This window comes from Streptomyces sp. NPDC058812, from assembly GCF_042744565.1.
GTDB classification, from domain to species: domain Bacteria; phylum Actinomycetota; class Actinomycetes; order Streptomycetales; family Streptomycetaceae; genus Streptomyces; species Streptomyces thinghirensis.
This window is the reverse complement of record NZ_JBHYOB010000006.1, coordinates 22,753-47,217: the sequence shown is the minus strand read 5'-3', so window position 1 is coordinate 47,217 and position 24,465 is coordinate 22,753. Positions and strand designations below refer to the sequence as shown.

20 protein-coding genes are annotated in these 24,465 nt (G+C 71.0%); 10 read left to right on the top strand and 10 right to left on the bottom strand.

Features of this window, described 5'->3' with window-relative positions; genetic code table 11:
* Positions 1-200 precede the first annotated feature (200 nt).
* The 5 genes from ACFW48_RS14085 (at position 201) to ACFW48_RS14065 (ending at position 9,241) form a co-directional block, all read left to right on the top strand.
* Positions 201-1,706: a cytochrome ubiquinol oxidase subunit I gene (locus ACFW48_RS14085; RefSeq protein WP_386314112.1), complete on the top strand. Its 1,506-nt coding sequence runs from the start codon at positions 201-203 to the stop codon at positions 1,704-1,706.
* A 20-nt stretch (positions 1,707-1,726) separates the two neighbouring features.
* A complete protein-coding gene (gene cydB, locus ACFW48_RS14080; RefSeq protein WP_386314110.1) occupies positions 1,727-2,731 on the top strand; it encodes a cytochrome d ubiquinol oxidase subunit II in 1,005 nt (334 codons plus the stop codon).
* Between the two features lie 72 nt (positions 2,732-2,803).
* Entirely contained in the window at positions 2,804-6,304 is a 3,501-nt protein-coding gene (gene cydD, locus ACFW48_RS14075; protein WP_386314885.1) for a thiol reductant ABC exporter subunit CydD, read from the top strand.
* A gap of 82 nt (positions 6,305-6,386) precedes the next feature.
* Positions 6,387-8,069: a GAF domain-containing sensor histidine kinase gene (locus ACFW48_RS14070; RefSeq protein ID WP_386314108.1), complete on the top strand. Its 1,683-nt coding sequence runs from the start codon at positions 6,387-6,389 to the stop codon at positions 8,067-8,069.
* A gap of 122 nt (positions 8,070-8,191) precedes the next feature.
* A complete protein-coding gene (locus ACFW48_RS14065) occupies positions 8,192-9,241 on the top strand; it encodes a peptidoglycan DD-metalloendopeptidase family protein (RefSeq protein ID WP_386314105.1) in 1,050 nt (349 codons plus the stop codon).
* A 126-nt stretch (positions 9,242-9,367) separates the two neighbouring features.
* On the opposite strand, the gene ACFW48_RS14060 is transcribed toward ACFW48_RS14065, so the two are convergent.
* From ACFW48_RS14060 to ACFW48_RS14035, 6 genes are all read right to left on the bottom strand, one after another.
* Positions 9,368-10,255 carry an HAD family hydrolase gene (locus tag ACFW48_RS14060; protein WP_386314103.1) on the bottom strand — a complete coding sequence of 296 codons (888 nt, stop codon included), beginning with the start codon at positions 10,253-10,255 and terminating at the stop codon, positions 9,368-9,370.
* Between the two features lie 48 nt (positions 10,256-10,303).
* Positions 10,304-11,209: an LLM class flavin-dependent oxidoreductase gene (locus ACFW48_RS14055; RefSeq protein WP_386314101.1), complete on the bottom strand. Its 906-nt coding sequence runs from the start codon at positions 11,207-11,209 to the stop codon at positions 10,304-10,306.
* 52 nt (positions 11,210-11,261) lie between these two features.
* A complete protein-coding gene (locus tag ACFW48_RS14050) occupies positions 11,262-11,720 on the bottom strand; it encodes a hypothetical protein (RefSeq protein ID WP_386314099.1) in 459 nt (152 codons plus the stop codon).
* A gap of 6 nt (positions 11,721-11,726) precedes the next feature.
* Complete coding sequence (locus ACFW48_RS14045) at positions 11,727-12,275, bottom strand: RNA 2'-phosphotransferase (RefSeq protein WP_386314882.1); 549 nt, start codon at positions 12,273-12,275, stop codon at positions 11,727-11,729.
* Between the two features lie 125 nt (positions 12,276-12,400).
* Positions 12,401-14,158 (bottom strand): SDR family oxidoreductase, encoded by a 1,758-nt coding sequence (locus tag ACFW48_RS14040; protein WP_386314097.1) that lies wholly within the window; start codon positions 14,156-14,158, stop codon positions 12,401-12,403.
* Positions 14,155-15,009: a M24 family metallopeptidase gene (locus ACFW48_RS14035; RefSeq protein WP_386314095.1), complete on the bottom strand. Its 855-nt coding sequence runs from the start codon at positions 15,007-15,009 to the stop codon at positions 14,155-14,157. Before ACFW48_RS14035 ends, ACFW48_RS14040 begins: the two co-directional genes overlap by 4 nt.
* 284 nt (positions 15,010-15,293) lie before the next feature.
* Between ACFW48_RS14035 and ACFW48_RS14030 the strand changes: the two genes are divergently transcribed.
* From ACFW48_RS14030 to ACFW48_RS14010, 5 genes are all read left to right on the top strand, one after another.
* Complete coding sequence (locus tag ACFW48_RS14030) at positions 15,294-16,256, top strand: ABC transporter ATP-binding protein (RefSeq protein ID WP_386314879.1); 963 nt, start codon at positions 15,294-15,296, stop codon at positions 16,254-16,256.
* Complete coding sequence (locus ACFW48_RS14025; protein ID WP_386314093.1) at positions 16,246-17,154, top strand: ABC transporter permease; 909 nt, start codon at positions 16,246-16,248, stop codon at positions 17,152-17,154. The genes ACFW48_RS14030 and ACFW48_RS14025 overlap by 11 nt, the downstream gene beginning before the upstream one ends.
* On the top strand, positions 17,151-18,062 hold the full coding sequence (locus tag ACFW48_RS14020; RefSeq protein ID WP_386314091.1) for an ABC transporter ATP-binding protein: 912 nt from the start codon (positions 17,151-17,153) through the stop codon (positions 18,060-18,062). The genes ACFW48_RS14025 and ACFW48_RS14020 overlap by 4 nt, the downstream gene beginning before the upstream one ends.
* Before the next feature lie 11 nt (positions 18,063-18,073).
* Positions 18,074-18,793: an ABC transporter permease gene (locus ACFW48_RS14015; protein ID WP_121747941.1), complete on the top strand. Its 720-nt coding sequence runs from the start codon at positions 18,074-18,076 to the stop codon at positions 18,791-18,793.
* 101 nt (positions 18,794-18,894) lie between these two features.
* On the top strand, positions 18,895-19,185 hold the full coding sequence (locus ACFW48_RS14010; protein WP_386314087.1) for a hypothetical protein: 291 nt from the start codon (positions 18,895-18,897) through the stop codon (positions 19,183-19,185).
* Between the two features lie 249 nt (positions 19,186-19,434).
* On the opposite strand, the gene ACFW48_RS14005 is transcribed toward ACFW48_RS14010, so the two are convergent.
* The 4 genes from ACFW48_RS14005 to efeB form a co-directional block, all read right to left on the bottom strand.
* A complete protein-coding gene (locus tag ACFW48_RS14005) occupies positions 19,435-20,277 on the bottom strand; it encodes an HAD family hydrolase (RefSeq protein WP_386314084.1) in 843 nt (280 codons plus the stop codon).
* A complete protein-coding gene (gene serS, locus ACFW48_RS14000; RefSeq protein ID WP_386314082.1) occupies positions 20,274-21,551 on the bottom strand; it encodes a serine--tRNA ligase in 1,278 nt (425 codons plus the stop codon). Before serS ends, ACFW48_RS14005 begins: the two co-directional genes overlap by 4 nt.
* Before the next feature lie 581 nt (positions 21,552-22,132).
* On the bottom strand, positions 22,133-23,065 hold the full coding sequence (pheA, locus tag ACFW48_RS13995; RefSeq protein ID WP_386314080.1) for a prephenate dehydratase: 933 nt from the start codon (positions 23,063-23,065) through the stop codon (positions 22,133-22,135).
* 80 nt (positions 23,066-23,145) lie between these two features.
* Entirely contained in the window at positions 23,146-24,462 is a 1,317-nt protein-coding gene (efeB, locus tag ACFW48_RS13990) for an iron uptake transporter deferrochelatase/peroxidase subunit (RefSeq protein ID WP_386314078.1), read from the bottom strand.
* Positions 24,463-24,465: the final 3 nt, after the last annotated feature.

The window sequence follows — 24,465 nt, the reverse complement described above, 5'->3', positions numbered from 1 at the left end:
CAACAAGATGTTGAAGTTCTTGCCAAGGGGTTGACGTCACAGGGGACCCCCCTTCCGGTGTCGAAAAGCTGTACGTCATAATTGCTTGTGAATGTGAACGCGTTCACAAGCGTGTCCCGGTTGCGCCCAAGATAGGTGTGACATACACGCTCAAAACGCCGCTGACCACGGCGATGTGGCGATGTAAGGAGACTGACGACGTGGACTTGGCTCTGGCGCCGGAGACGCTGGCGCGATGGCAGTTCGGCATCACGACCGTCTACCACTTCCTGTTCGTCCCGCTGACGATCTCGCTGGCCGCCCTTACGGCCGGACTGCAGACCGCCTGGGTCCGCACGGAGAAGGAGAAGTACCTCAGAGCGACCAAGTTCTGGGGCAAGCTCTTCCTGATCAACATCGCCATGGGTGTCGTCACCGGCATCGTGCAGGAGTTCCAGTTCGGCATGAACTGGTCCGACTACTCCCGCTTCGTCGGCGATGTCTTCGGTGCACCGCTCGCCTTCGAGGCGCTGATCGCGTTCTTCTTCGAGTCCACCTTCATCGGCCTGTGGATCTTCGGCTGGGACAAGCTGCCCAAGAAGGTCCACCTGGCGTGCATCTGGATGGTCTCGATCGGCACCCTGCTGTCGGCGTACTTCATCCTCGCGGCCAACTCCTGGATGCAGCACCCCGTCGGCTACCGCATCAACGAGGAGAAGGGCCGCGCCGAGCTGACCGACTTCTGGGCCGTCCTGACCCAGAACACCACGCTCAACCAGGTCTTCCACAGCTTCTCGGCGGCCTTCCTGACGGGCGGCGCCTTCATGGTCGGCATCGCCGCCTTCCACCTGATGCGCAAGAAGCACATCCCGGTGATGCGGACGTCGCTCCGGCTCGGCCTGGTCACCCTCGCGGTCGGTGGCGTGCTCACCGCGGTCAGCGGCGACACCCTCGGCAAGGTCATGTACGAGCAGCAGCCGATGAAGATGGCCGCTGCCGAGGCCCTGTGGGACGGCGAGGAACCGGCGCCGTTCTCCGTCTTCGCCTACGGGGACGTCGACAAGGGCCACAACAAGGTCGCCCTGGAGATCCCCGGACTGCTGTCCTTCCTCGCTCACAGCGACTTCGACTCGTACGTGCCGGGCATCAACGACACCAACAAGGCGCTGCAGGAGAAGTTCGGCCCCGGTGACTACAAGCCCATCGTCCCCGTCGCCTACTGGGGCTTCCGGTGGATGATCGGTTTCGGCATGGCCTCCTTCTCCCTCGGCCTGCTGGGCCTGTGGCTGACGCGGAAGAAGTTCCTGCTGCCGGCCGCGCTGCGGACCGGGGAGGACGAGGTGCCGCACCTGGTACTGCTGCGCAAGCCGCTGGGCACCAGACTCACCCGCCTGTACTGGCTCCTCGCCCTCTGGACGATGGCGTTCCCGCTGATCGCCAACTCGTGGGGCTGGATCTTCACCGAGATGGGCCGGCAGCCCTGGGTCGTCTACGGCGTGATGCAGACCCGGGACGCGGTCTCCCCCGGTGTGTCCCAGGCGGAGGTCATCACCTCGATGGTCGTCTTCACCACGCTCTACGCCATCCTCGCCGTCATCGAGGTCCGGTTGCTCGCCAAGTACGTCAAGGCGGGCCCGCCCGAGCTCACCGAGGCCGACCTCAACCCGCCCACGAAGATCGGCGGCGACCTCCGTGACGCCGACAAGCCGATGGCCTTCTCGTACTAGGCCGAGGGAGCTGCACAGTCATGGAACTGCACGACGTCTGGTTCGTTCTGATCGCCGTCCTGTGGACGGGCTACTTCTTCCTGGAGGGCTTCGACTTCGGGGTCGGCGTGCTCACCAAGCTGCTCGCCCGGAACCGGGCCGAGAAGCGGGTTCTGATCAACACCATCGGGCCCGTGTGGGACGGCAACGAGGTGTGGCTGCTCACGGCCGGCGGTGCGACCTTCGCCGCCTTCCCCGAGTGGTACGCCACTCTCTTCTCCGGCTTCTACCTGCCGCTGCTCGTCATCCTGGTCTGCCTGATCGTCCGGGGTGTCGCCTTCGAATACCGGGTGAAGCGGCCGGAGGAGCGCTGGCAGCGCAACTGGGAGACCGCGATCTTCTGGACCTCGCTGATCCCGGCGTTCCTGTGGGGCGTGGCCTTCGGCAACATCGTCCACGGTGTGAAGATCGACCGGGACCTGGAGTACGTCGGTTCCGTCTGGGACCTGCTCAATCCGTACGCCCTCCTCGGTGGCCTGGTCACGCTGACGCTGTTCACATTCCACGGGACGGTGTTCACGGCGCTCAAGACCGTCGGTGAGATCCGCGAAAGGGCGCGGACCCTCGCGCTGCGCGTCGGCCTTGTCACGGCCGTGCTGGCTCTGGCTTTCCTGGTCTGGACGCAGGTCGACAGCGGGGACGGCAAGAGCCTGGTGGCCCTCGTGGTGGCCGTCGCCGCCCTGGTCGTCGCCCTGATGGCCAACCAAGCCGGTCGTGAGGGCTGGTCGTTCGCGCTGTCCGGCGTCACCATCGTGGCCGCCGTGGCGATGCTCTTCCTGACGCTCTTCCCGAACGTCATGCCGTCCACGCTCAACGCGGACTGGAGCCTCACTGTCACCAACGCTTCGTCCAGCCCGTACACCCTGAAGATCATGACTTGGCTGGCCGCGGTCGCCACGCCGGTCGTCCTGCTCTACCAGGGCTGGACGTACTGGGTGTTCCGCAAGCGGATCGGCACCCAGCACATCGCCGACCCCGCGCACTGAGTCCGGCAGGGCGTGTTTCACGCGGCTCGTTTCACGTGAAACACATCCTCTGGACGGGAGGGCATGTTTCACGTGAAACCCATCGATCCACGTCTTATGCGGTACGCCCGCGCCACCCGGTTCTTCCTGACGGCGGTCGTCGTCCTGGGCGCCGTCGGGGCCGGGTTGCTCGTCGCGCAGGCGATGCTCATCGCCGAGGTGGTGGTGGGCGCCTTCCAGCACGGCATGGCAACCAGCGAACTCCGTACTCCCCTGCTGCTGTTGGTGGCTGTCGCCTGCGGCCGTGCGCTGGTCGGCTGGCTCACCGAGCTGGCCGCGCACCGGGCGAGCGCGGCAGTGAAGTCGGAGCTGCGGTCCCGGCTGCTGGAACGGGCCACGACGCTCGGTCCCGGCTGGCTGAGCGGGCAGCGGACGGGGTCGCTGGTGGCGCTGGCCACCCGTGGAGTCGACGCCCTCGACGACTATTTCTCGCGCTATCTGCCCCAGTTGGGTCTCGCGGTGGTCGTACCCGTGGCGGTGCTGGCCCGCATCGTCACCGAGGACTGGGTCTCGGCGGCCATCATCGTCGGCACCCTGCCTCTCATCCCGATCTTCATGGTGCTGATCGGCTGGGCCACGCAGTCCCGGATGGGCCGGCAGTGGCGGCTCCTGTCCCGGCTCTCCGGACACTTCCTGGACGTGGTCGCCGGGCTACCGACGCTGAAGGTCTTCGGGCGGGCCAAGGCACAGGCCGAATCGATCAAACGCATCACCGGCGAATACCGGCAGGCGACCATGCGGACGCTGCGGATCGCCTTCCTGTCGTCCTTCGCGCTGGAACTGCTCGCCACGCTCTCCGTGGCACTCGTCGCCGTCACCATCGGCATGCGGCTCGTCCACGGCGACATGGCCCTGTACGACGGCCTGGTGGTACTCGTGCTGGCGCCCGAGGCCTATCTGCCGCTGCGGCAGGTGGGGGCGCAGTACCACGCGGCGGCGGAGGGACTTGCCGCCGCCGAGGAGATCTTCGAGGTGCTGGAGCGGCCCGTACCAGCCTCGGGGGCCGGACCCCTGCCGGCGGACGGTGCCCTGTCCTTCGAGGGCGTGACCGTCCGGTATCCCGGACGCGCCGCGGCCGCCGTGACGGACGTGAGCCTCACCGTCGAGCCCGGGGAGACGGTCGCGCTCGTCGGACCGAGCGGGGCGGGCAAGTCGACGCTCCTCAACGCCCTCCTCGGGTTCGTGCATCCGGCCGGCGGACGAGTCCGCATCGGGGGAGCCGACCTCGCCTCCCTCGACCTGGCGCAGTGGCACGCCCGCGTCGCCTGGGTGCCTCAGCACCCGCACCTGTACGCCGGCACCATCGCCGAGAACGTACGGCTGGCCCGGCCCGACGCCGACGACACCGCCGTACGGCGAGCGCTGCGGGACGCGGGCGCGCTGGAGTTCGTGGACGCGCTGCCCGAGGGGATGGGGACCGTGCTCGGGGAGGACGGCGCCGGGCTGTCCGCCGGGCAGCGGCAGCGGCTGGCACTGGCCCGGGCCTTCCTCGCGGACCGGCCGGTACTGCTGCTCGACGAGCCGACGGCCGCCCTGGACGGGGCCACCGAGGCGGAGGTCGTGGCCGCCGTGCGAAGGCTGGCGGAGGGACGGACGGTACTGCTGGTGGTGCACCGCCCGGCGCTGCTGGAGGTGGCCGACCGGGTGGTGCGACTGGAGGAGCCGACGCCCGTCCCCGCGGTCGACGGTACTTCCGTGGCGCCCGCTGCCCGCCCCCTCGACGAGGCTGTTGGAGCCGCTGCTCCAGCCTCCCTTGAGGACCCGGCTTCCTCGACGCGCGCCGGAGGAGGCGTCCTCGCCCGGGTGCGGGCGATGTCCGGCGCCCGGCGCGGACGGCTCGTCCTCGCGCTGCTGCTCAGCAGCCTGGCGCTCGGCAGCGCCGTCGGTCTGATGGCCACTTCCGGCTACCTCATCTCGCGGGCCTCCGAGCAGCCGCCGGTGCTGTATCTGATGGTGGCCGTGACGGCGACGCGCGCCTTCGGAATCGGGCGGGCCGTGTTCCGCTACGCCGAGCGGCTCGTGTCCCACGACGCCGTGCTGCGGATGCTGGCCGACACCCGGGTCGCCGTGTACCGGCGTCTCGAGCGGCTGGCACCCGCGGGGCTTCGCCGCAGCCGCCGGGGCGACCTGCTGTCCCGGCTCGTCGCCGACGTCGACGCCCTGCAGGACTACTGGCTGCGGTGGCTGCTGCCCGCCGCGTCCGCAGTCGTCGTCTCCGCCGCGTCGGTCGGCTTCACGGCCTGGCTGCTGCCGGAGGCCGGCGTCGTGCTCGCGGTCGGTCTGCTGGCGGCCGGAGTCGGGGTCCCGCTGGTCACCGGCGCGGTGGCACGGCGGGCCGAGCGCAGGCTCGCCCCCGCCCGAGGCGTGCTCGCCACCAGGGTGACCGATCTGCTCACCGGCACCGCCGAGCTGACCGTCGCCGGCGCTCTGCCCGGGCGGGCCGCCGAGGCGCGCCGGGCCGACGGCACGCTCACCCGGATCGCCTCGCGTGCCGCCACCGCCACCGCGCTGGGTGACGGACTCACCGCGCTGATCTCCGGCCTGACCGTAGCCGGGGCCGCCCTCGCCGGGATCCAGGCGGTCGCCGACGGCCGGCTCGCCGGAGTGGCCATGGCCGTCGTCGTGCTCACTCCGCTGGCCGCCTTCGAGGCCGTACTCGGGCTGCCGTTGGCCGTGCAGTACCGGCAGCGCGTGCGCAGGAGCGCCGAGCGGGTGTACGAGGTGCTCGACGCCCCCGAGCCCGTACGGGAGCCGGAGGCGCCCCGGCAGGCACCCGCGTCGCCGTTCCCCGTCGTGCTGAAGGGGCTGGCCGCGCGCCACGCCGGGCAGGACCGGGAGGCCCTGGCGGGGCTGGACCTGACTCTGGCTGAGGGCCGGCGTATCGCCGTGGTCGGTCCCTCCGGGTCCGGCAAGACGACGCTGGCCCAGGTGCTGCTGCGGTTCCTCGACGCGGACGCGGGCTCCTACACGCTGGCCGGCGTGGACGCCTACGCCCTGGCCGGTGACGACGTACGGCGCCTCGTCGGGCTGTGCGCCCAGGACGCGCACCTCTTCGACAGCTCGGTGCGCGAGAACCTGCTTCTGGCCAGGAAGGACGCCACCGAGGGCGAGCTGCGCGACGCGCTGGCGCGGGCCCGGCTGCTGGAGTGGGCCGACAGCCTGCCCGACGGCCTGGACACGCTGGTCGGTGAACACGGGGCACGGTTGTCCGGCGGGCAGCGGCAGCGGCTGGCACTCGCCCGGGCGCTGCTCGCCGACTTCCCCGTCCTCGTACTCGACGAGCCCGCGGAGCACCTCGACCTGCCGACCGCCGACGCGCTCACCGGCGATCTGCTGGCCGCCACCGAGGGCCGGACCACCCTGCTGATCACACACAGGCTGGCGGGTCTGGAGGCCGTGGACGAGGTGATCGTCCTGGGCGAGGGCCGGGTCGCGCAGCGGGGCACGTACGCGGAGCTGGCCGCGGTGCCGGGGCCGCTGCGGGCGATGGCGGAGCGGGAGGCCGCGTCGGAGCTGCTGGTGGGAGCCCAGTGACCGGCAGACCCGGGCCGAGGCCCGACGAAATTCTCAGTGAATCCGACTTTCCTGAACAAAAGGGTCTCATTAGGCTCGGGTCATGCCCCCAGCACCGTCTCCCGGCCCCCCGCCGCACCGCGAGGGGGTATCGGCCGAGCTCCTGGCACGGGTACCGAAACTGCTGGACGCGATGCGGTCCGTCGGCAGTGGACTGGAGCTGCACTCCACGCTGAACCGGATCTGCGAGACGGCGGCCGACCTGGCGAACGCCCGGTACGCGGCCATCGGCGTCGTGGGCGAGGACGGCGACGGCCTCGCCGACTTCGTGCACCACGGTGTCGACGAGGCGACCGTCCGACGCATCGGCCACCTGCCCGACGGCCGCAAAGGCCTGTTGGGCGCCCTCATCCGCGACCCGGAGCCGGTCCGGCTCACGGATCTGAGCGAGGACCCGCGCTCGTGCGGTTTCCCCGAGCACCACCCGCCGATGCGCAGCTTCCTCGGCGTCCCCATCCGCGTACAGGGTGAGATCTTCGGCAACCTCTACCTGACGGACAAACACGCGGGTGAGCCGTTCAACGACTACGACCTCGCCATGGTCCGCGTCCTGGCCACGGAGGCCGGTATCGCCATCGGCAACGCGCGTCTGTACGAGGCCGCCCGGCAGCGGGAGCGCTGGATCGACGGGTCGGTCGCCGTGACCACCGCGCTGCTGTCCGGCGGCGACATCGACGACGCCCTCCAGGTCGTCGCCGAGCAGGCCCGTCGGCTCTCCGGAGCGGCCGCCGGCATCGTGCTGCTGCCGGCCGACGGGGGTGGCCTGGAGATCGCGGCTGTGGCAGCGGAGCATCCCTCGAACGGCCTGGGCAGGGTCATCCCGCCGGACAGCGGCATCGTCGCCGAACTGCTCGCAGGGCGAGCCCTGTTCGTGGACGACGCCGCCACCGACCCGCGCCTGGAGGCCGGGCCGGTGCGCGCCTACGGACCGGTCATGCTGCTGCCCCTGTGCCGGGACGGGCGGGTCCTCGGGAGCCTCGTCATGCCCCGCGCCCGGGGGGACCGTCCGTTCACCCGGGCGGAACGCGCACTCGGCGACCGGTTCGCCTCGCAGGCCGCGCTGGCGCTGATGATGGCCGACGCCCAGCGCGACCGGGAGCGGCTCGCGGTGTACGAGGACCGCGACCGCATCGCCCGGGACCTGCACGACCTCGTCATCCAGCGGCTGTTCGCCACGGGGATGATGCTGGAGAGCGCGCAGCGCAGGTCGGTCGTCCCCGAGGTGCGCGACGGGGTGGGCGGGGCCGTCGACGAACTCGACGTCACCATCCAGGAGATCCGCTCGGCGATCTTCGCGCTGCGGCAGCCGGCCGAGGCCCCCGCGGGGCTGCGCACCCGTGTACTGCGCGAGATCACCATGGCCGCGGTCCCGCTCGGTTTCACGCCCTCGCACCGCTTCGTCGGCCCGGTGGACGCCGCCGTCGGCGAGCTGACCGGCAAGAACCTGATCGCCGCGCTGCGCGAGACCCTGTCCAACGCCTTCCGGCACGCCCACGCCACCCGGATCGAAGTGGTCGTCGACGCGACGGCGACTCTGGCGGACGGTCGGCGGGGCGTGCGGCTGACCGTCGCGGACGACGGCGTCGGCATCCCCGAGGGCGGTCGGCGCAGCGGCTTGCACAACCTCGAGCGGCGAGCCGAGACCGTCGGCGGCGCCAGTCGGCTCAGGCCGGGCATCGGTGCGGACGGCGCCGGCACGACGGTGCTGTGGGAGGCACCGTACTGAGGGCCGGTGACGCCGTGTTGCCCCATGTGCAGCACCCGCACTGAGCCGAGTGCAGCAATCGGTCCCCCACTCGTACGACGTGAACAAGACCGCGCGCCCCCGTTCGGTCCACGATCGCTGACATGCGCTCACCCCGCCGCCATCCGCTGCTCGTACCGGTGTTGCTGTGCGCGCTCGCCGTGCTCGCGGCCCGCCCCACCGACGCCACGGACGAGGACGGCGGCTCCGACTCCGCTCTCGGCGCGCAGGTGGCGCGGTTGTACGAGGACGCGGGCAGGGCCACCCAGCAGTACGAGGAGGGGCGTCGCGAGGCCGAGGCGCAACGGTCGAAGGTCCTCGAGTACGAGAAGCGGCTCGACCGGCAGCGGCAGAAGATCGACGCCATGCACGAAGACCTGGGCCGGATCGCCCGCGCCCAGTACCGCAGCGGCGGCGGGCTCCCGCTCACCGCGCAGATGATCCTCGCGGAGGACCCCGACGAACTGATGCGTGGCCAGCGAGCGCTTTCACGCGCGGATCTGGCTGTCAACAACGCCATCGGCAAGAGCCTGCGGGCCGAGGCCCGCCTCGCCGCCGACGAGGCCGAGGCACAGGCGGCCTGGCAGGCGTTGGAGGAGCGCAACGCCGGTCTCGCGGAGCTGAAGAAGAAGATCGAGGCCAAGCTGGAGGCGGCGCGGTCGCGGCTGGAGGGGCAGGCGGACGCCTCTGTCGCGGCCGGTTCGTGTCCCGGCGCGGTCCGCCTCGACCAGCCGGGCGGGCGCTCCAGCCGGTCCTGGGTGGCCCCGGTGGAGACGTACGAGCTGTCGGCGTCCTTCGGCAGCGGCGGGAGCCGGTGGGCGAACCGGCACACCGGCCAGGACTTCGCGGTGCCGGTCGGTACACCGGTGCGGTCGGTCGGCACGGGCCGGGTGGTGAGGGTGTCGTGCGGCGGCGCCTTCGGCATCCAGGTCGTGGTCCAGCACGCGGGCGGCTACTACACGCAGTACGCCCATCTCGCCGCTGTCGCCGTCGACCAGGGCGACCGGGTCCGGCCCGGCCAGTGGGTCGGGCAGTCGGGCAGCACCGGCAACTCCACCGGACCGCACCTGCACTTCGAGGTACGGGTCACCCCGGAGTTGGGCTCGGGGCTGGACCCGGTGCCGTGGCTGTCGCAACGTGGTGTGCCGCTCTGACGGGGCCGGGCGCTGGGCGGGACTCGGCGCCTGCGGGGCTCGCGCCCTGCGGGGCTCGGCGCCTTGCGGGACTCGCGCCCTGCCGGACCGCACGCGCCGCCGGACCGGCGGCTGCGGGACCGGCCGCTAGGGCAGGTCCGTCAGCATCCGCTCGATCACGACCGCCACCCCGTCGTCGTTGTTGGCCACCGTCCGCCCCGACGCGGCGGCGATCACGTCCGGGTGCGCGTTGCCCATGGCGTACGACCGCCCCGCCCAGGTGAGCATCTCCACGTCGTTCGGCATGTCACCGAAGGCGACGACCTCCTCGTGCGAGATGCCGCGCTCGGCGCAGCACAGGGCGAGCGTGCTGGCCTTGGAGACCTCCGGCCCGCTGATCTCCAGCAGGGCGCTGGGGCTGGACCGGGTGACGTTGGCGCGGTCGCCGATGGCGAGGCGGGCCAGCGTGAGGAAGCCGTCGGGGTCCAGCTCGGGGTGGAAGGCGAGGATCTTGAGGACCGGCTCGGCGGCGGCGCGACCGCCCGGCGCCAGGATCTCCTCGGCGGGCAGGAGGTCGTCGGGGACCTCCATGTGCATCTTCGGATACGCCGGCTCCTGGTGGAAGCCGTACGTCTGCTCGACCGCGTACACCGTGCCGGGCGCCGCCTCGCGCAGCAGCCGTACGGCGTCCAGCGCGTTGTCCCGGGCCAGCTCCCGGACCTTCACGAACCGGTGGGCGCCGGGGCCGCCGTGCAGGTCGACCACGGCGGCGCCGTTGCCGCAGATGGCGAGGCCGTGACCGTGGACGTGGGCACTGACGACGTCCATCCAGCGGGCGGGGCGGCCGGTGACGAAGAAGACCTCGATGCCCGCCTTCTCGGCGGCGGCCAGCGCGGCGACCGTGCGCGGTGAGACCGACTTGTCGTCGCGCAGCAGTGTGCCGTCGAGGTCGGTGGCGATGAGCCGCGGGCGGGTGGCGGCGGCCGGGGGCTCGGGCTGTCGGGTCGCTGAGGTCACCGGGTCATTGTCACGCATATGCCTGCACGACCGTGCGCGAGTCCGCACATCTGTGAGCTACGGCTCTCACTCCTTCAGCTGCGCCGGGGCCTCCATGGCGATCCGCTCGAAGATCTTCTCGTCCGCCGTGAAGTCCGAGTCGGGGATCGGCCAGTGGACGACGAGTTCGGTGAAGCCCAGATCGCGGTGCCGGCCCGCGAAGTCCACGAACGCGTCCACGGACTCCAGCGGCCGACTGCGGTCGGGTGTGAAGCCGGTGAGCAGGACCCTGTCCAGCTCACTCACCTCGCGGCCGATCACGGCGCAGGCGTCGGCCAGCTTGTCGCTCTGCTCCCGCAGTGCCCGGTCCGACTGCGCAGGAGTGCCGTTCTCGTACAGCTTCGGGTCGCCGGTGGTCACCCATGCCTGTCCGTACCGCGCGGCGAGCCCCAGCCCGCGCGGACCGGTCGCGGCCACCGCGAACGGCAGCCGGGGACGCTGCACGCATCCCGGGATGTTGCGCGCCTCGTGCGCCGAGTAGAAGTCGCCCTCGTACGACACGGCGTCCTCGGTCAGCAGCCGGTCGAGCAGTGGGAGGAACTCGGCGAGTCGGTCGGCCCGCTCTCGGGGGGTCCACGGCTCCTGGCCGAGCGCGGTGGCGTCGAAGCCCGTGCCGCCCGCTCCTATGCCGAGCGTGACCCGGCCGCCGGAGATGTCGTCGAGGGAGATCAGCTCTTTGGCGAGCGTCACCGGGTGCCGGAAGTTCGGGGAGGTCACCAGGGTGCCCAGGCGAAGCCGCTCGGTGACGGCCGCGGCAGCGGTGAGCGTCGGCACGGCACCGAACCACGGGCCGTCCCGGAAGCTCCGCCAGGACAGATGGTCGTAGGTGTAAGCGGTGTGAAAACCGAGCTGCTCGGCACGCGTCCAGGTCGAACGGCCGCCTTCGTGCCAGCGGCGGTACGGGAGGATGACGGTGCTCAGACGCAGACTCATGCCTCCGAGCCTATGCGGCCGACCCGGGTTTCACGTGAAACAGCCAGCGGGGTCACCGTACGCGACTGCTCAGCCACGGGGTGAGGAGGAGCATCGGCACGAACTCCTTGTGCGTGCGATCACCCGGCAGCGGCACGATCAGGCGGTAGCCGGGCGGAAAGCGGCGGCCCCTGACGAAGGCGAGACCGCCGAAGACGGAGCGCAGGAAGGCGGGGACGTCGTCGCGCGGGATGTCCGGGCACTCCACGTTCTCGACGGTGATCAGTGCGTCGCCCTCGGGAAAGAGCCGGACGCTCACCCGTGGCACTCCGCCGAACTCGACGAAGGCCTCATGGGGGAGGGAGCCGTCGGCGTCGGTGGTCACTCCCACGCCCGCGGCGCTGCGGCGGGCGGTCTGGTCGGCGCCGATGTCGTCGGTGACCTCGATCTCCAGCGCGTACTCCGCTGCGATGGCGCGGAGAGCGGTGACGGCGGCTTGGGTGGTGGGCAACTGCTCCATGCCACCGATCATGTGGGATCAGTGCCGAGCGGGAAAGCGCAAGTACCGCGGTGGCACGTTCTTCGTCAGCCAGACCCCGTTGGCGCTGACGTGGAAGACATGGCCGTCGCGGAGCATGGCGGCGGCGTCCACCGACAGCACGACCGGCCGGCCGCGGCGGGCACCGACCCGGGTCGCGGTCTCGCGGTCCGGCGAGAGGTGGACGTCGTGCCGGTTCATCGGCCTCAGCCCCTCGGCGCGGATCGCGTCCAGGTGCCGGGCCACGGTTCCGTGGTAGAGGTACGGTGGCGGGGCCGCCGCGGGCAGTGCGAGGACCACGTCGATGGTGTGGCCCTGGCTGGCGCGGATACGGGTGCCCTCGATCGCGAAGCGCCGCTTGTCGTTGGTGGCGACCACGTGGTCGAGTTCCTCGCGGGTGAAGCGGAAGCCGTGCGCCGCGGCTGCGGCGATCAGCGTGTCGATCTCGACCCAGCCGGCCTCGTCGAGTGCGAGCCCGATTCTCTCCGGCTGGTGGCGCAGATGCTTCGACAGATACTTGGACACCTTCACGGTGCGCCTGTCGTCCATGTGTTCCTGTTGCATGGAATCAGCGTGCCGAGAGAGACACGCGTCACGCGATCGATTTTGCGGCCGATGTTTGATCCACAGCCAAGTGCGGTTATCCACAGGCTGGTTGAGGCGTCCTGTGGAAACTACAGTGGCGGCTTCACACGCGCGAGGCGCCTCAACGCCCCCGGAACGAACCGGGACATGAGATGGGCGCCACGCGCCTCCGGCGTCACCGGGACCACGGCCCTGTTGCGCACGACCGCCTCCAGGACGGCGTCGGCCACCTTCTCCGGCGGGTAGTTGCGCAGCCCGTACAACCGCGCCGTACGCCGCTGCCGTCGCTTCTCCTCGTCGGCGTCGACCCCCGCGAAGTGCGCCGTGGAGGTGATGTTGGTGTTGACGAGGCCGGGGCAGACCGCCGTGACGCCGATTTCCTGCCCGGCCAGCTCGGCGCGCAGACACTCGCTCAGCATCAGCACCGCCGCCTTGGAGGTGCTGTAGGCGGGCAGCGCCCTGGAGGGCTGGAAGGCCGCCGCCGACGCGGTGTTGACGATGTGGCCGCCCTGCCCGCGCTCGGCCATCTGCCTGCCGAAGAGGCGGCAGCCGTGGATCACGCCCCACAGATTGACGTCGAGGACCTTCTTCCAGTCCTCCGGCGTGGTGTCGAAGAAGGAGCCCGACATGCCGATCCCGGCGTTGTTCACCAGGACGTCCACCACGCCGTACTCGGCGGCGACCTTGTCCGCCAGCTTCTCCATGGCCTGCTCGTCGGAGACGTCGACGGTCTCCGCCCAGGCCGCGGGCGCACCGATCAGCCGGGACAGCTCCGCGGTGCGGGCGGCGGCCTCGGCGTCCCGGTCGACGGCCACCACGCGGGCGCCGGCCTCGGCGAAGGCGAACGCAGTGGCCCGCCCGATGCCGTTGCCCGCGCCGGTGACCAGCACCAGCTGCCCGCCGAAGCGGTCGGCGTACTTCCCGCTCGCCGCGGCCTCGGGCCGTCCGCCGTCGACGGCGGTGACGAACTCCGTGATCCAGTCCGCCAGCCGGTCCGGACGGGTGCGCGGCGCCCAGTGCTTGGCGGGCAGCGTGCGGCGGGTCAGCCGCGGTGCCCACAGTTCCAGTTCGTCGTAGAGCCGCTCCGACAGGAACGCGTCGCCGAGGGGCGTGATGAGCTGCACGGGCGCGTGCGCGTAGGCGTCGTCGCGCGGGCGGCGCAGCCGGGGCCGGACGTTGTCCCGGTACAGCCACGCCCCGTGCGCCGCGTCCGACGGCAGGGACGGGGTGGGGTAGTCGCCGCCGGGCACCTTCTCGACGCGTCGCAGGATGCCCGGCCAGCGCTTCCCCAGGGGGCCGCGCCAGGCCAGTTCGGGCAGTACGGGCGTGTGCAGCAGGTAGACGTACCAGGACTTCGCGCCCTGGCCGAGGAGCTGGCCGACCCGGCGCGGGGTGGGGCGCCTCAGACGCCTGTTGATCCAGTGGCCGAAGTGGTCGAGCGACGGACCGGACATCGAGGTGAAGGAGGCGATGCGGCCCTCGGTGCGCTTGACCGTGACGAACTCCCAGGACTGCACCGAGCCCCAGTCGTGGCCCACCAGGTGCACGGGCCGGCCCGGACTGACGGCGTCCGCCACGGCCAGGAAGTCGTCCGTCAGCTTCTCCAGCGTGAACCCGCCGCGCAGCGGGCTCGGCGCGGTGGACCGGCCGTGGCCCCGGACGTCGTAGAGGACCACGTGGAAGCGGTCGGCGAGGCGGGCGGCGACCTCGGACCAGACCTCCTTGCTGTCCGGGTAGCCGTGCACCAGGACGACCGTGGGCTGGTGCGGGTCGCCCAGTTCGGCCACGCACAGCTCGACCCCGCCCGTGCGCACCCAGCGCTCCCGCGCACCGTCCAGCACCGTCATTTCTCCTCCGCCCAGCGCCGCACGTGCGGCAGATCGTCGTCCAGCCAGAAGGCACTCTGCTCGGGATCCGCGGAGTCGGTGACGACCAGGATCTCCTCGAACTTCGCGCCGGTGCCCCGGAAACCGAGGTGGGGTTCGACCGCCCACAGCCCCGGCCGGGGCGGGTGGTCGGAGAAGCGGTACGGCGACCACAGCGGGGACCAGCCCTCGCGGTGGCCGTGCAGCGCGTCGCTCGCCAGGCCCTTGAGCGACTGCGTGCCGAAGCCGAACAGGCGTGGGGACAGGCGTCGTTCCCGTACCCGGTCCACCTTGTGGGCGATCACGCCGAAGGGGTAGGCGCGGTGCCGGTTGGCGTAGCCCTGGCGGACCATGAGCCGGTCCACGTCCTCGTAGATCTCCCGCAGCGGGCGGCGTTCGCGCACCTCGCGCAGGATCAGCTCGCGGTGCGCCTCCAGGTCGGCCATCAGCCGCTGCTGCACGGGATCGGGGCCGAGCGAGCCGGAGTAGCCGATGTCGGCGGTGAAACCCCCGTGCACCGGGGCCATGTCCAGAATGAACGGCATGCCCGGCTCCAGCCGACGCCCAGTCGGAAAGAACTGCAGCGGAACGCGGAAGTCCGTGAAAGCCGTGCGGTCGCCGAACCAGGCGAAGGGCAGGTGGAACCAGTCCCGCACGCCCCGCTCCCGCAGCCACTCGCGCTGCATGCGGGCCGCCTCCCGCTCGGTCACCCCCGGCTCCAGCCGGGCCGCCACGGCCTCGGCGCACTCGTAGGCGAGGCGCTGCACCTGCCGGAATCCCCGCAGCTCCGTGCGGAATTCCGCACCCAGGTCCGATGTCACTGCCGTCGTCATGCCACCCCGTCCCACCCGTCGGTCCGTCCACCCGCCCACGAGCCGGGCGCGGTCCGTGCCGACCTAGCTACTCGCGCGTAACGTGACGTCGCCGAATCTCCCAGCTGTTAGACCTCGCGTCAATAGTGCGGGACGAAGGGCGGGGCGCACGGCCCCGGAAGACCGTTCCGTAGCTCTCAGGCACGGCATCCCCTACGGGCCCGTACTACTCGAGTCTGACTCCAAGACGGCTCTCCGGTCTGACGACCTCAGTGGCGCGCGTCACTACTGTCGTGGATGTGACTGTGATCGCGACCGAAAGCCTGAGCAAGCGGTATCCCCGGGTGACCGCGCTCGACCGGCTCTCCGTGGACGTCGGACCCGGTGTGACCGGACTCGTCGGTGCCAACGGCGCCGGCAAGTCCACCCTGATCAAGATCCTGCTGGGTCTGTCTCCCGCCACCGAGGGCCGGGCCGAAGTGCTCGGACTCGATGTCGCCACCAAGGGCGCCGACATCCGCGAGCGAGTCGGCTACATGCCGGAACACGACTGCCTGCCGCCCGACGTCTCGGCCACCGAGTTCGTCGTCCACATGGCACGCATGTCCGGCCTGCCACCCACCGCCGCCCGCGAACGCACGGCCGACACCCTGCGCCACGTCGGTCTGTACGAGGAGCGCTACCGGCCGATCGGCGGCTACTCGACCGGCATGAAGCAGCGCGTGAAGCTCGCGCAGGCCCTCGTCCACGACCCCCAGCTGGTCTTCCTCGACGAGCCCACCAACGGCCTCGACCCGGTCGGCCGCGACGAGATGCTCGGCCTCATCCGCCGCATCCACACCGACTTCGGCATCTCCGTCCTGGTCACCTCGCACCTGCTGGGCGAACTGGAACGCACCTGCGACCACGTCGTCGTCGTGGACGGCGGCAAGCTGCTGCGCTCCAGCTCCACCACGGACTTCACCCAGACCACGACGACCCTCGCGATCGAGGTCACCGACACCGACGAGCACCCCGACGGCACCCGCGTGGTGCGCGACGCGCTCGACGCGCGCGGGGTGGCCGTCCAGGACGGCAGCGGCCTGCCCGGCGCCGGCCACGTCCTGCTGCTCACCGCGGCGGGCGAAGAGACCTACGACCTGGTCAGAGACGTCATCGCCGACCTCGGCCTCGGCCTGGTGCGCATGGAGCAGCGCCGGCACCACATCTCGGAGGTCTTCCAGGACAGCGACGCAGAACGGAAGGAGGCGGTCGGCCATGGCAGCTGAACAGCCCACAGCCACGGTCCCGGGAGACCAGACCCGCATCCACAACATCGGCTACCGCAGCTACGACGGCCCTCGCCTCGGCCGCGCCTACGCCCGCCGCTCGCTGTACTCGCAGTCCCTGCGCGGCGCCTACGGCCTCGGCCGCTCGGCCAAGTCCAAGGTGCTGCCGATGCTGCTCTTCGTGGTGATGTGCCTGCCCGCGGCCATCATGGTCGCCGTCGCCGTCGCCACCAAGGCGAACGACCTGCCCCTGGACTACACGCGCTACGCGATCGTCCTGCAGGCCGTCATCAGCCTCTACGTCGCCTCGCAGGCTCCCCAGTCCGTCTCGCGCGACCTGCGCTTCAAGACCGTGCCGCTGTACTTCTCGCGGCCGATCGAGACCGCCGACTACGTCCGCGCCAAGTACGCGTCGCTGGCCTCGGCCCTGTTCGTCCTCACCGCCGCCCCCCTGCTGGTGCTCTACGTGGGCGCGCTGCTCGCCAAACTCGACTTCGCGGACCAGACCAAGGGGTTCGCACAGGGACTCGTCTCCGTGGCACTGCTCTCGCTGCTCTTCGCCGGCCTCGGCCTGGTGGTCGCGTCGGTCACCCCGCGCCGCGGCTTCGGTATCGCGGCCGTCATCGCCGTCCTGACCATCACCTACGGCGCGGTCTCCACGCTCCAGGCCATCGCGGACGTCCAGGGCAGCTCCGGGTCCGTCGCCTGGATCGGACTGTTCTCGCCGATCACCCTCATCGACGGAGTGTCGTCGGCCTTCCTGGGCGCCACCTCGGCCTTCCCCGGCGGGGTCGGCCCGAGCAACGGCGAGGGCGCGGTCTACGTCCTCGTCACCCTGGGCCTGATCGCCGGCGCCTACGGCCTGCTGATGCGCCGCTACCAGAAGGTGGGACTGTGACCACGCTGAACATCGACCACGTCTCCCGCTGGTTCGGCAACGTGGTCGCCGTCAACGACATCACCATGACGATCGGCCCCGGCGTCACCGGCCTCCTCGGCCCCAACGGCGCGGGAAAGTCCACCCTGATCAACATGATGGGCGGCTTCCTCGCCCCCTCCACCGGCAGCGTCACCCTCGACGGACAGCCGACCTGGCGCAACGAGACCGTCTACAAGCACATCGGCATCGTCCCCGAACGTGAGGCGATGTACGACTTCCTCACCGGCCGCGAGTTCGTCCTCGCCAACGCCGAACTGCACGGTCTCGGTGCCAAGGCGGCCCACGAAGCGCTCGCCACGGTCCAGATGGAGTACGCGCAGGACCGGAAGATCGCCACGTACTCCAAGGGCATGCGGCAGCGCGTGAAGATGGCGAGCGCCCTCGTCCACAACCCCTCGCTGCTGCTGCTGGACGAGCCCTTCAACGGCATGGACCCGCGCCAGCGCATGCAGCTGATGGACCTGCTGCGCCGCATGGGCGACGAGGGCCGCACGGTGCTGTTCTCCTCGCACATCCTCGAAGAGGTCGAACAGCTCGCCTGGCACATCGAGGTCATCGTCGCCGGACGGCACGCGGCCAGCGGCGACTTCCGCAAGATCCGCCGCCTGATGACCGACCGGCCGCACCGCTACCTGGTGCGTTCCAGCGACGACCGGGCGCTCGCGGCGGCGCTGATCGCCGATCCGTCGACGTCCGGCATCGAGGTCGACCTCGCCGAGGGCGCGCTGCGTGTCCAGGCCGTCGACTTCGGCCGGTTCACGGCCCTGCTGCCGAAGGTCGCCCGTGACCACGGCATCCGGCTGCTCACGGTCTCGCCGTCCGACGAGTCCCTCGAGTCCGTCTTCTCGTATCTCGTCGCGGCGTAGGAGGCCGAAGAATGTACGACCCCACAGTCGCCAGGCTCACCTACCGAGCCCTGCTCGGCCGCCGCCGGGCCCTCATCCTGGGCGCGTTGCCCCTGCTGCTGCTCGTCATCGCCGTGGCGGTGCGCGCACTCGCCGGCGCCGACGACCAGACGGCGGCGGACGTGCTGGGCGGATTCGCCCTCGCCACCATGGTGCCGATCATCGGTGTCATCGCCGGTACCGGAGCCATCGGCCCGGAGATCGACGACGGCTCGGTGGTGTACCTGCTGTCCAAGCCGATCAAGCGGCCGACGATCATCTTCACCAAGCTGATCGTCGCCATCGCCGTGACGATGGTCTTCTCCGCCGTGCCCACCCTGCTCGCCGGCCTGATCCTCAACGGCAACGGCCAGCAGGTCGCCGTCGCCTACACCATCGCCGCGCTGGTCGCCTCCATCGCCTACGCCGCGCTGTTCCTGCTGCTGGGCACGGTGTCCCGGCACGCGGTGGTCTTCGGGCTCGTCTACGCCCTCGTCTGGGAGGCCCTGTTCGGCTCCCTGGTGCCCGGCGCCCGGACCCTGAGCGTCCAGCAGTGGTCGCTGGCGGTGGCCCAGAAGGTCGCCGACGGGAACCTGGTGACCTCCGACGTCGGTCTGCCGACCGCGACGGTTCTGCTGGCCGGGGTCACCGTGCTCGCGACCTGGTACGCGGGCCAGAAGCTGCGGACGCTGAAGCTCGCCGGTGAGGAGTGACCGGGCCCCGGTCCTGACGGGGCCTTCACCCCGGCCCGGGCACACTGGACCGAGGGACGTACGGGGGAGACACGGGGGACCCAGGGCTGGGAGGAACCGGGATGGCGGGCCAGGCACCTCAGCAGGACGGCCGCGGACAGCCGGAGGACGGCGCCGGTGACGACACCGGGACCGGCATCACGGACGGCGCCGGTGACGACACCTGGGACGGCCTCGTCCTGGACGAGGAGTTCGTACGCGACGCCGGTACCTCCGAGCCGTCGGCCCGCGCCCGGATGCTCGCCGCCCGCTGGCGCCGTGAGAAACCGGAGCCGCAGCCGTGGCGTTCCGACGAGCCGCCCGCCGGATGGTTCTTCAGCAAGGGCCGCCGGCGCAGGTGGCGCCGACGATAAGGCGGCGTACGTCCGCTTTTAATCGGTGGCGCCCGGCTTTCCGTACCGGCACTGTGGTGCATGCACGAGGCCGGACGGCGTCGGCGAATCGGGCGGCCGCTTCGAGCACGCGAGACGCCTCGCGTGGGCCGACCGACGGGGACGCCGGCGCCGTCCGGACCGTGCGGCCGGAGACCCTGGTCTCAGAGACTTGGTCTCACAGACCTGGGGTGAGACCTGGTCTCACAGACCCGGGTCTCGGGGCCCGGGTCAGGCCGCCAGCCGCTCCAGCACCACCGCGATACCGTCCTCGTCGTTCGAGGACGTCACCTCGTCGGCCACCGCCTTCAGCTCCTCGTGGGCGTTGGCCATCGCCACACCCCGGGCGGCCCAGCCGAACATCGGGACGTCGTTGGGCATGTCGCCGAACGCGATCGTGTCCGCGGCCTTCAGGCCCAGCCGGCGCGCCGCCAGCGACAGCCCGGTGGCCTTGGACAGACCGAGGGGGAGCAGCTCGACGACGCCCGCGCCCGCCATGGTCACCGTGACGAAGCCGCCCGCGGTGCGCCGGGCAGCCTCGGCCAACTCGTCGTCCGACAGGGTCGGATGCTGGATGTAGATCTTGTTCAGCGGCGCCGACCACAGGTCCGAGGCGTCGGTGAACGGCACCGCGGGCAGGTCGCCCCCGACCGCGTAGCCCGGGCCGACCAGGACGTCGCCGTCCAGGCCGTCACGGCTCGCGGCCAGGTACAGCGGGCCGGTCTCCGCCTCGATCTTGGCCAGTGCCACCCCGGCCAGCTGACGGTCCAGCGTGACCGAGGTCAGCAGCCGGTGCTCCCCGGCGTGGTAGACCTGACCGCCCTGACCGCAGACGGCCAGCCCGTCGTACCCGAGGTCGTCGAGGATGTGCCGGGTCCACGGGACCGCGCGGCCGGTGACCACGATGTGGGCCGCGCCCGCCGCGGTGGCCGCGGTGAGCGCGTCGCGGGTGCGTCGCGAGATCGTGTCGTCACCGCGCAGCAGCGTGCCGTCGAGATCGGTCGCGATCAGCCGGTACGGGAAACCCCCGGCCGAACCGGTGTCGGGACCCGTGGTGGAGCCGGTGTCAGTCACTTGGCCACCGGCTCCAGGACCTCCCGGCCGCCCAGGTACGGGCGCAGCACCTCGGGCACGCGCACCGAACCGTCGGCCTGCTGGTGGTTCTCCAGGATCGCCACGATCGTGCGCGGTACGGCGCACAGCGTGCCGTTGAGCGTCGCCAGAGGGCGCACCTTCTTGTCCTCACGGACCCGGATCGACAGCCGGCGCGACTGGAACTCGGTGCAGTCCGAGGTCGAGGTCAGCTCGCGGTACTTGCCCTGGGTCGGGATCCACGCCTCGCAGTCGTACTTGCGCGCGGCCGAGGAACCCAGGTCGGCCGAGGCGACGTCGATGACCCGGAACGGCAGCTCCAGCGACGTCAGCCACTGCTTCTCCCACTCCAGCAGGCGCTGGTGCTCGGCCTGCGAGTCCTCGGGGAGGACGTAGGAGAACATCTCGACCTTGTCGAACTGGTGCACCCGGAAGATGCCCTTGGTGTCCTTGCCGTGCGAGCCCGCCTCGCGGCGGAAGCAGGGCGAGAAGCCGGCGTAGCGCAGCGGCAGGCGGTCGGCGTCGAGGATCTCGTCCATGTGGTACGCGGCGAGCGGCACCTCGGACGTGCCCACCAGGTACAGGTCGTCCTTGTCGAGGTGGTAGACGTCCTGGGCGGCCTGGCCGAGGAAGCCGGTGCCGGCCATGGACTGCGGGCGCACCAGCGCCGGGGTCAGCATCGGGGTGAAGCCGGCCGCCGTGGCCTGGGCGATCGCCGCGTTGACCAGGGCGAGTTCCAGGAGCGCGCCGACGCCGGTCAGGAAGTAGAAACGCGAGCCGGAGACCTTGGCGCCGCGCTCGACGTCGATGGCGCCGAGCAGCTGGCCCAGCTCCAGGTGGTCCCTGGGCTCGAAGCCCTCGGCCGCGAAGTCGCGGTGCGTGCCGTGCGTCTCCAGCGTGACGAAGTCCTCCTCGCCGCCGACGGGCACGTCGGGGTGGACGAGGTTGCCGAGCCGCTGGAGCAGTTCCTGGGTCTCGGCGTCGGCCGCGTCGCGCTCGGCGTCGGCGGCCTTGACGTCGGCGGCGAGCTGGCTCGCGCGCTTCAGCAGCTCGGCCTTCTCGTCTCCGGTGGCCTTCCCGATGAGCTTGCCGAGGCCCTTCTGCTCGTTGCGCAGCTCGTCGAAGCGGACGCCGGACGACCTGCGCCGTTCGTCGGCGGACAGGAGGGAGTCGACGAGCGCGACATCCTCTCCACGGGCGCGCTGCGACGCGCGCACACGGTCGGGGTCCTCACGGAGCAGGCGAAGGTCAATCACGCGGTCAAGGCTACCGGTGTGCGGTCACGGGTCTCGACTCACTATTGCCGAACGCGGGTCTCACGTTCCGTTCTGCGGGAATTGCCGCATATGTGCTTCATGTAAGCGCGTGGTTCGCGCGTGTCAATGAAAGGCGCCCTATTCCCCGGAACGAGGCGGCCGACGAGTGGAGGGTTGACCGGATTTCCTTGTGGAGAACGGGACTTGGGACCTCCCGCGCGCCCGTCTGTCCACAGGAATCCCCAGTCCGGAAAAGTTATCCACAGGCTGTGCGAAAGATCTGTGGACTCGCGAGAATGATCATTCCCGATTCCCGAGATGACCCGCCCAAACCCTTCACGCCCCCACTTTCGAGTGGAAACAGGACACCCGGTGTCACTCTGGAGGATGGCGGGCGAGAAACAGGTGGACGAAGGGTGACCCGGGCGCCTGTGGGCGAAGTGGGGGCTGTAGAGGGATTTGTCGACTGAGTACCACTTCGTTGTCGACTTGTCCCCAGGTCGAGAAGCGGACCTGTGGATAACTCGGAGTGCTCCTGTGGACAACGAAAATCAGCAGGTAGGACTGGCCGGTTCCGGCCGTCAGAAACGGCCGTCCTGGCAGCGCGCCACCCAGTCCGCCGCCGCTGCGAACTCCTCGTCGGAGGTGCCCGGCCGCAGCGCGTCCACGTCCGCCGGCTCGACCTCCGCCCGCGGGTACGACCCGAGGTAGCGCACCTGGAGACAGGTCCGCTTCAGGCCCATCAGGGCATCGGCCACCCGGCGGTCGGAGATGTGCCCCTCGGCGTCGATGCAGAAGCAGTAGTTGCCGATGCCGGCACCGGTGGGCCGGGATTGCAGCAGCATCAGGTTGACGCCCCGGGTGGCGAACTCGCCCAGCAGGTCGCGCAGGCCGCCGGGGTGGTCGTCGCGCTGCCAGAGCACGACGGACGTCTTGTCCGCGCCGGTCGGTGCCGCGGGCCGGGCGGGCCGGCCGACCAGCACGAAGCGCGTCTGGGCGTTCTCCGCGTCGTGGATGTCGGCCTCCAGGACCTCCAGGCCGTAGCGGGCCGCGGCGAACTCGCCGGCGAACGCCGCGTCGTAACGGCCCTCCTGCACCAGGCGGGCGCCGTCGGCGTTGGAGGCGGCCGACTCCCAGGCGACGTCCGGGAGATGCGCCTTGATCCAGTTGCGTACCTGGGGCTGGGCCGCCGGATGGGCGGTGACCGTCTTGATGTCCGACAGCTTGGTGCCGGGGCGGACCAGCAGCGCGAAGGTGATGGACAGCAGCACCTCGCGGTAGATCATCAGCGGCTGCCCGGCGACCAGCTCGTCGAGGGTGGTGGTGATGCCGCCCTCCACGGAGTTCTCGATCGGCACGAACGCGGCCTCGGCCTCGCCGGTGCGGACCGCGTCGAGCGCGGACTGGACGGAGACGTAGGGGACCAGCTCCCGGGTCGCCGTCTCCGGAAGTGTGCGCAGAGCGACTTCGGTGAAGGTGCCTTCGGGGCCGAGATACGCGTAACTGGCTGGCATGACCTCACCCTAATAGGCCCCGGGAGACCGGGCTCACGTGTCCCGCGCAACCCGCTCCCCGGGGTGGCTCCCCGCCGGTTTCACCCCTCCAGCAGCCGCTGTCCCACGTACTCTCCCTCCGCCGCCCCGCCCGGCACCGCGAACAGACCGCTCGCCTCGTGCCGGATGAAACGCGAAAGCGCGTCACCCCGGTCCAGCTTGCGCTGCACCGGTACGAAGCCGCGCAGCGGATCGGCCTGCCAGCAGATGAAGAGCAGTCCCGCGTCGGGGACGCCGTCCGCGTCGAAGCCGTCGTGGTAGGAGAAGGGTCGGCGGACCATGGCCGCGCCGCCGTTCTGGTCGGGGCGGGTGATGCGGGCGTGGGCGTTGATCGGGACGACCAGGTTCCCGGCCTTGTCCGTCTTCTCCAGGTCCATCTCGGTCGTCTCGCTGCCCCCGGACAGCGGGGCCCCGTCGGACTTGCGGCGCCCGATGACGTCCTCCTGGGCCTTGACCGAAAGCTTCTCCCAGTCGTCGAGGATCATGCGGATGCGGCGTACGACGGCGTAGGAGCCGTTCGCCATCCATGTCTGCTCGCTCCTCCCGGGCTTCTCGGGGACGAAGATCCGCTGGTCGAAGTCGGCGTCGGCGGGCTTCGGGTTGCGGGTGCCGTCGACCTGACCCATGAGGTTGCGGGCCGTCATGGGGTGGGCGGTGGCGCCCGGTGAGCGGTTGAAGCCGTTCATCTGCCAGCGGACGCGGGCGGCCGACCCGGCGTCCTGCTGGATCGCGCGCAGGGCGTGGAAGGCGACCAGGGCGTCGTCGGCGCCGATCTGCACCCACAGGTCGCCGTTGCTGCGGTTCTTGTCGAGGTGGTCGGAGGAGAAGTCGGGCAGCGGGTCGAGAGCTACCGGGCGCTGCTTGTCCAGGCCGGTCCGGCCGAAGAAGCTGTGCCCGAATCCGAAGGTGACGGTCAGCGAGGAGGGCCCCGCGTCCCGGGCCACGCCCGTGTCACGGGTACCGGCGGGCTTCCCCGCCATCAGCCGCCGGGCTGTCTCGGACCAGCGGCGCAGCAGCGCGGCGGCCTCCCTGCGTCCGGCGCCCGCCGCCAGGTCGAACGCGACGAGATGCCCGCAGGCCTGCATCGGGGTGGTGATGCCTGGCTGATGTTTCCCGTGAAACATCACCTCCTCGTCACCCAGCGAGGTGAGCGGCGTGGCCGAGGAGGGCGCGGCGGCGTAGCCCGCGGCGCCACCGGCCGCGCCGAGTACGAGCCCGGTGGCACCGGCGGTGCCGAGCAGCCGCCGCCGCGAGACGCCCTGGCGCGTGGTGTTCTCGGAGTCGAGCGGCCCGGGACCGCCGGGCGCCCCGCGGGGCGCCTCGGGGGTACGGGCCTCCGGGATGGACTGGTCAGCCATGGT